Origin of the sequence: Oligella sp. HMSC05A10, from assembly GCF_001808335.1 — a bacterium.
GTDB lineage: Bacteria > Pseudomonadota > Gammaproteobacteria > Burkholderiales > Burkholderiaceae_B > Oligella > Oligella urethralis.
In genome coordinates this window covers 1-7,502 of record NZ_KV792950.1, presented here as the reverse complement: position 1 = coordinate 7,502, position 7,502 = coordinate 1, and the positions used below count along the sequence as shown (strand labels likewise).

Annotated in this window: 5 protein-coding genes and 3 tRNA genes; 7 read left to right on the top strand and 1 reads right to left on the bottom strand. The window is 38.9% G+C overall.

Annotated features, from left to right (window positions below; translation table 11 throughout):
- Positions 1–385: 385 nt before the first annotated feature.
- The gene (locus HMPREF3144_RS09350) at positions 386–1,576 is read right to left on the bottom strand and encodes a methionine aminotransferase (protein ID WP_070477598.1); all 1,191 of its coding nucleotides are present in this window, start codon (positions 1,574–1,576) and stop codon (positions 386–388) included.
- A 648-nt stretch (positions 1,577–2,224) separates the two neighbouring features.
- On the opposite strand from HMPREF3144_RS09350, the gene mnmG reads away from it, so the two are divergent.
- From mnmG to HMPREF3144_RS09315, 7 genes are all read left to right on the top strand, one after another.
- Entirely contained in the window at positions 2,225–4,132 is a 1,908-nt protein-coding gene (gene mnmG / locus HMPREF3144_RS09345; RefSeq protein ID WP_018027404.1) for a tRNA uridine-5-carboxymethylaminomethyl(34) synthesis enzyme MnmG, read from the top strand.
- A gap of 82 nt (positions 4,133–4,214) precedes the next feature.
- On the top strand, positions 4,215–4,868 hold the full coding sequence (rsmG, locus tag HMPREF3144_RS09340; protein ID WP_070477596.1) for a 16S rRNA (guanine(527)-N(7))-methyltransferase RsmG: 654 nt from the start codon (positions 4,215–4,217) through the stop codon (positions 4,866–4,868).
- Position 4,869: 1 nt separating this feature from the next.
- A complete protein-coding gene (locus HMPREF3144_RS09335) occupies positions 4,870–5,649 on the top strand; it encodes a ParA family protein (protein WP_070477594.1) in 780 nt (259 codons plus the stop codon).
- A 40-nt stretch (positions 5,650–5,689) separates the two neighbouring features.
- Positions 5,690–6,742 carry a ParB/RepB/Spo0J family partition protein gene (locus HMPREF3144_RS09330; RefSeq protein WP_246823941.1) on the top strand — a complete coding sequence of 351 codons (1,053 nt, stop codon included), beginning with the start codon at positions 5,690–5,692 and terminating at the stop codon, positions 6,740–6,742.
- A 171-nt stretch (positions 6,743–6,913) separates the two neighbouring features.
- Positions 6,914–6,999, top strand: a tRNA-Tyr gene (locus HMPREF3144_RS09325).
- Positions 7,000–7,059: 60 nt separating this feature from the next.
- Positions 7,060–7,133, top strand: a tRNA-Gly gene (locus HMPREF3144_RS09320).
- Between the two features lie 212 nt (positions 7,134–7,345).
- Positions 7,346–7,420: transfer RNA gene (locus HMPREF3144_RS09315), tRNA-Thr, on the top strand.
- Positions 7,421–7,502: the final 82 nt, after the last annotated feature.

The following is a 7,502-nucleotide window of genomic DNA, read 5'->3' as shown; positions in this document are numbered from 1 at the left end:
TTTAGGAAGTTTGAGGGGTTATTGCAAAGGTCTCTTAGTTACTATATCAAGCCTCTACCTATCACTTCTAAGTTGAAATGGTTGTATCGATAAAGATTAGTTAGCTATCTAATCAGCGTGGTTATTTTATATTTAATAACCTTCTTTGCATCATTAAGCAGAATTAATTGTGGATAAGTAGTGCTTGTATTTGGATTAAGTAGTATTCATAACAAAACTGCTAATTTAATTCACAATTAAGTCTAATCTAGCTATCAAGCTTATACCAAAAAAATATAATTTTAAGTAATTGATTTATCAAACTAAAAACAAGTTATCCCACTTATCCACAAGTCATAATAATAAAAACAGGTATTTAAATTAATTAAGCTATTAACATCAATATTTAGAGATTTTTTAAACGTTCAATGGCTTGATTTAAGGTCTCATCGCTTTTAGCAAAACAAAAACGCAGCATATGATTATTCGCTTCGACAGAATCACTATTCTTATAAAATGCTGATACAGGAATTAAGGTTACTCCCACCTCTTTAGTTAGTTTAATTGCAAAATCAGTTTCAGCCATATCGTCTATATCAGTGTAATCTGCTAATAAGAAAAAAGTCCCATCACTTGGAATAGCTTTAAACTTGGTATCCTTAAGACCATTTAACAGTAAATCATGTTTTTGTTCATAAAATGCTGAGAGTTCAAGATAGTGTGAAGGCTCTTTCATAAATTCAGCGAGCGCAACTTGAATTGCAGTATTAACTGAAAATACTGTGAATTGATGCACCTTTCTAAATTCATTCATTAACTTTGATGGCGCCACGCAATAACCTATTTTCCAACCGGTACTATGATAGGTTTTACCAAAAGAAGAAATAACAAAACTTTTTTCTTTCAACTCTTCGTGGCTTAAGAAGCTTAGAAATTTTTTATCACGGAAAACAATATGTTCATATACTTCATCAGCGATTAAAAAAATATTCTTTCCTCTGATTATCTCTGCTAGCGTGTCTAAATCGCTTTGTTCGAATGTGATACCTGTTGGATTATGTGGAAAGTTAAGAATAATTAATTTAGTTTTATCGGTGATTGCATCCTTTAATTGTTGCCAGTTCATGCTGTAACGTAAATTATCCTTACTTGGTTTTGTTAGCTGGACAAACACAGGTTGACCACCTGCTAATCGAATACACGGCACATAGGAATCATAATTTGGTTCAATCACAATCACTTCGTCGCCTGGATGCACCACCGCCTGTATTGCTACCATTAATGCCTCGGTAGCACCACTCGTTACAGTGACATCAGTATCAGGATTGATTTGCGCACCATAAAGTGCATTTACCTTTGCTGCGATTTGATTTCTTAGTGCAGGAATACCTGGCATCGGTGCATACTGGTTATGCCCGGATCTCATCGCCTCATCAATTAAGTTAAGCAATTTCACATCTGGATTAAACTCGGGGAAACCTTGTCCCAAATTAATTGCTTGATGATCAAGCGCTAATTGACTCATTACTGAGAAAATAGTTGTTCCAACATCAGGTAATTTAGATTTAATACTTAGCCCTGAACTATTCAATGTCATAGTAACCCCTTCTTGATTTGCACATGGTTGATTGTAATTTACCCTATATCTTATCAATTTATTTACTTTGATAATACATATGCTTATAAACCTTATGCACAGATTATTCAGAGTAAATCCGCAGCTTTACCAACGCTTAACCACAAAGTTATCCACAATCCCCATTTGTTTCACGTGGAACGTGAGCGATTTAAGTTGATTTTTGTTTCACGTGGAACAAAGCAGAAGGTAGCGTTTCTTGCTTGTTGTATCTATCTTTGTTATTACTGTATATACAAATTAGTGAGCACCACTAGTAGTAAAAGATTAGACTTAGATTAAATTTAGACGGCAAACGGAGAGTAAATTATTTAAAGAACAGTTTTTACAACTACTGTTTTAATAGCAGAAGCTTCAACTACAACGAATCAAAGCAAATTCTTATACTTGTTCCACGTGAAACATCAACTCTTTAAAATCAATTTATAGCGGTAATTATCTATGGTAAAATACATCAACATAAATTCTAAAATGCAGATGGATAGATTACTCGCCTTATACTGCGTTACGTGGTTTCACCATAAAAATAAAGGCGCATCTTAATTAATTGATTCAATAAAATATTATCTCCGTCTCAGCGCTATAAATTTTTTATACCCTTAAAATATCATGGACTTTCCAAATAAATTTGATGTAATTGTTGTTGGTGGGGGTCATGCCGGTACGGAAGCGGCCTTAGCTGCTGCTCGTATGGGATCTAAAACCTTGTTGTTAACACACAATATCGAAACACTCGGTCAGATGTCTTGTAATCCCTCGATTGGTGGGATTGGTAAGGGGCATTTGATTAAAGAAATTGATGCGCTCGGCGGCGCAATGGCACAAGCTATTGATAAGGCGGGTATTCAATTTAGAATTCTTAATAGCTCTAAAGGCCCTGCAGTCAGAGCAACGCGCGCCCAAGCAGATAGAGTCCTATATAGAAATGCGATTCGCTATATCTTAGAAAACCAAGAAAACCTTTACTTATTCCAGCAAGGCGTCGATGATTTATTGATTGAAGGCGACCGTGTGATAGGTGCAGTGACTCAAATCGGTTTAAAGTTTTACGCACCGGTTGTTATATTGACAGCAGGAACATTTCTTAACGGTAAGATTCACGTTGGTCTTGATAATTATTCAGGTGGTAGAGCTGGAGATCCGCCATCGGTCAGTCTTGCTCATCGTTTAAAGGAGTTAAACTTAGCTCAGGGACGGTTAAAAACGGGTACGCCACCTAGGTTAGATGCGCGTACTATTGATTTTACGCACTTGGTTGAGCAACCAGGTGATACCGATCCTATACCTGTTTTCTCCTATCTGGGACGTACAGAACCACCCCCGCCACAAATTTCGTGTTGGATTACGCAGACGAATGAACGTACCCACGACATTATCCGTAGTGGCTTTGACCGTTCACCGATGTTTACCGGTAAGATTGATGGGGTCGGTCCGCGTTATTGTCCATCGGTTGAGGATAAAATTAACCGTTTTGCCGATAAAAACTCACATCAAATCTTTCTAGAACCCGAGGGATTACATACCCATGAGATTTATCCAAACGGTATTTCAACGAGTTTGCCATTTGATATTCAATTTAAGTTAGTGCGTAGTATCCGTGGTCTAGAAAATGCACATATTTTGCGACCAGGCTATGCCATTGAATATGATTATTATGATCCACGTGAATTAAAAGCTAGCTTGGAAAGTAAACACATTAAGGGTCTATTCTTTGCCGGACAAATCAATGGTACTACTGGTTATGAAGAGGCAGCTGCTCAGGGTTTATTAGCGGGTATTAATGCTTGTTTACTTTTACAAGGTAAGGATAGTTGGACGCCGCGCCGTGATGAAGCCTATTTAGGTGTGTTGGTCGATGATTTAATTACCCGTGGCGTGACAGAACCATACCGTATGTTTACCTCACGCGCTGAATACCGACTAAGTTTGCGTGAAGATAATGCCGATTTTAGATTAACAGAAATTGGTTATCGTTTAGGTGTGGTACCTCAGGCACGTTGGGAAGCCTTTGCTGCTAAACGTGATAATGTTCAAGCTGAAATCAAGCGTTTACATTCTATTCGGGTGCACGGAGAGACCTTTGATAAAAACGAAGCGGCTGCCGTCTTAGGTACTGCACCTGAAAAAGCTTATGTTTTAGCTGAACTACTTAAGCGTCCGAATGTTAGTTATAAGGCCTTAATGAGTTTAAAAAGCAAAGAGGGTGATAGCTTTAGCACGGATAAAACCTTAAGCCATGATGAAATCGATCAAGTGGAAATTCAAATTAAATATGCTGGCTATATCGATAGACAGCAAGAAGAAGTGAAGCGTCAACAGCAATTTGAAAATATGAAGATTCCAGCAGATTTTGATTATGATGCGATTAGTAACCTATCGATTGAAGCGCGTTCATTTTTGAATAAGCATCGACCCGAGACCATAGGTCAAGCGTCTCGTATTTCCGGTATTACGCCTGCAGCCATTTCACTGTTGTTAATCCACTTAAAGCGGGCACAGCAGTCGTTAAAGGCCTAATCTAACGCTAAAGCTATGTTAGCTTATAAATAAATGTTTCACGTGAAACAATGCGAATTAACACCAGATAGGTAAGTTTCATATGACAGACTTTAGTATCCGTCTAGAACGAGCTGCAGAACAAATGGGTTTAAGGCTTGATGATAAACAAAGGCAGGATATTTTGCTCTACCTTGAGCTTATACAGAAGTGGAATAAAACGTATAATATCACTGCGATAAAAGATGCTGAACAAATTTTGATTCAGCATCTATTTGATAGTCTTGCTGTAATACCGTCCTTAGTTGAGCGCTACGATCCACAATTACCATTGACTGTATTGGATGTGGGTTCAGGCGGAGGCTTGCCTGGTGTGGTTATTGCGATATGTTGTCCTCAGTGGCAGGTGACATGTGTGGATGCGGTTGAAAAAAAGACTGCATTTATTACCATGGTCGCTGGACGCCTGGGCTTGAAGAATCTGCGTTCAAAGCACGGTAGAATTGAAGACTATCGTTCACATGAAGCAGATTTAGTGATATCTAGAGCTTTCGCATCTTTACGCGATTTTGCTAATTGGTCTGGTCATACCTTAAAAGTTGGTGGTCTACTGGCGGCGATGAAAGGGCATTATCTAGCCGATGAGGTTGCTGATTTAGAATGTAATACAGATTGGCAACTAAGTAGTTGGCAAAAACTGCAGGTGGTGGATCTGGATGCTAAGCGTTGTTTACTATGGATAAGTAAAAAGGATTAGGGTGGTTAAATTGCCTAAAATATATTGTGTAGCAAATCAAAAGGGTGGCGTTGGTAAGACGACCACCGCAATTAATCTTGCCGCTGGTCTTGCCTCGAATAAGAAAAAGGTTCTTTTAATTGACCTCGATCCTCAGGGTAATGCGACCATGGGTTCTGGTGTCGATAAAAATGATTTAGAATCAAATGTTTATCACGTATTAATAGCTCAAGCAGGCATCAATGATGCCATTGTTAGCTCTGAAACAGGTGCTTATGATGTACTAGCCAGTAATCGCGAGTTATCTGGTGCTGACATTGATTTGATGGAATTAGAAGATCGTGAGTATCGCTTGAAAAATGCGATTGCTGAATTAACTAAGCAATATGATTTTATCTTAATTGATTGTCCACCCACCTTATCCTTATTAACGATTAATGCATTAGCAGCTGCCGATGGCGTGATTATTCCAATGCAGTGTGAATATTTCGCCTTGGAGGGCTTATCGGATTTAGTTAATACAGTTAAGCGTGTACATCAAAATATTAATCCTAATTTGGAAATCACCGGTTTATTACGTGTGATGTATGATGCACGTATGACTTTGCAGCAGCAAGTCTCCGAGCAATTGGAAGAGTATTTTGGCGATAAAGTATTTAAAACACTTATTCCGCGCAATGTTCGTTTAGCTGAAGCGCCAAGTTATGGGATGCCTGGCATTCAATACGATAAATCATCGCGTGGCGCAAAAGCTTATATGCAATTTGCTAAAGAGCTTTTAAAAATTACTAAGAAAAAATAATTAAAGTAATTAGTTTAAGTTTAAATTAAAGTATCGAAAAATGGTTAATAAATCAGTAAGTAAAAAAACAGCGTCTAAAACTACCGTCGCTAAAAAAACAAGTGCAAAAAAAGCAACAATTAAAGCCACAGCGGCAAAAAAACAAGCTAAGGGTTTAGGGCGTGGATTAAGTGCATTGTTAGGTGATGATATTGGCCTGGCTCAGGTTCTTCGAGGTGAGGCGACCGTTGATAGCGGCACGAAGGCCACAACTGAAGTGGCTACACCTCAAAGCGAAGGCGAAGCGTCCAGCACAAATACATTGCAATTAAAGCAATTGCGTGCAGGTAAGTATCAGCCACGCAGCAAGATGGAACAGGAAAAGTTGCAGGAATTGGCTGACTCGATAGCGCGTGAGGGGATTATGCAGCCCTTACTAGTACGTCCTTTAGCGGGAACTAAGGACGCTTTTGAAATTATTGCCGGGGAAAGACGATTTAGAGCAGCAAAAATCGCTGGTTTAAATGAAGTGCCGGTCCTCATTCGCGATGTAAGTGATGAGCAAGCCGCGATTATGGCGCTTATCGAAAATATGCAGCGTGAGGACTTAAATCCTTTAGAAGAGGCCAAAGGTATACGACGCTTAATTGATGAGTTTAATTTTACGCATGAACAAGCAGCAGAAAGTATTGGACGTTCGCGTTCATATACCTCTAATTTGCTAAGATTACTTAATTTAGCTGAACCCGTTCAGGAGCAGTTAATCGAAGGCTTAATTGATATGGGCCATGCTAGAGCCTTATTAGCACTTAACTCAGCAGAACAAATTCTATTAGCTCATCAAGTGGTCGCAAAGCAGTTATCAGTGCGTGAAACAGAGCGTTTAGTGAAGCAATTTTTAAATCAAGATAAGCAACAGAAAAAGCCTGTCAGCAAGGAAAGAAGTCGTGACGTGCTGCGTTTAGAAGAAGCCTTGTCGGACTATTTAGGTACAACAGTGACAATCAAGGTAAATGCAAAACAAAAAGGGCAGTTACTGATCGATTTTCATGATTGGGAGCAGCTAAATAATCTACTAGAAAAGCAAGGCTTAGCGGATGTGATTGAAAATTGAAAGCAACGCTCAGGGCAGTCGTTTAGCTCGCCTTTTGAGTTTTTTATAAAATATATCGATATGTTGTCTAAAAGCTTGGCTAAATAGCAACAAAAACACAACATTTTTAATTATCAGCATGATAGTATTTGACAAATACCAAATAACTTATTATCATAGTTAATTCTTTGCGGTGGAGTGTCCGAGTGGCTAAAGGAGGCAGACTGTAAATCTGTTGGCTAACGCCTACGTTGGTTCGAATCCAACCTCCACCACCAAAGAGTGTTGCTTAGAGCCTAATAGTTATAGATGTAGGGTCGTTAGTTAGGTATCCCATTGCGGGTGTAGCACAATGGTAGTGCAACAGCCTTCCAAGCTGACGGCGTGGGTTCGATTCCCATCACCCGCTCCAACTGTCTTTATATCTGTTCTCGCTAGGACTAGCAAGCATCAATTTTCACCCCAGATAATTAGAGTAAATAATCTGTAACAGGCAAATGATTTACTCTAGCTATTTGTAGCTAATAAGAATTGTTGTTTTGAATATTGTGTAGGAATTACACCAGCAATTATTATTGATTTAATAGCTGGCTACTCAATGCACAAAGCATCAAGTTTCCTAGTGCCCAAGTGGCTCAGTGGTAGAGCACTCCCTTGGTAAGGGAGAGGTCGCGAGTTCAATTCTCGCCTTGGGCACCACTACATTAATTATCACACTAACTGTCAGGAATCTTTCAGGAGTAGGTCATGGCAAAAGGTAAGTTTGAACGTACCAAACCCC

Excerpts from the sequence above, each read along its gene's own strand:
- rsmG (WP_070477596.1), top strand. The coding sequence starts at position 4,215 with ATGACAGACTTTAGTATCCGTCTAGAACGAGCTGCAGAACAAATGGGT.
- HMPREF3144_RS09350 (WP_070477598.1), bottom strand. The coding sequence starts at position 1,576 with ATGACATTGAATAGTTCAGGGCTAAGTATTAAATCTAAATTACCTGAT.
- HMPREF3144_RS09330 (WP_246823941.1), top strand. The coding sequence starts at position 5,690 with ATGGTTAATAAATCAGTAAGTAAAAAAACAGCGTCTAAAACTACCGTC.
- mnmG (WP_018027404.1), top strand. The coding sequence starts at position 2,225 with ATGGACTTTCCAAATAAATTTGATGTAATTGTTGTTGGTGGGGGTCAT.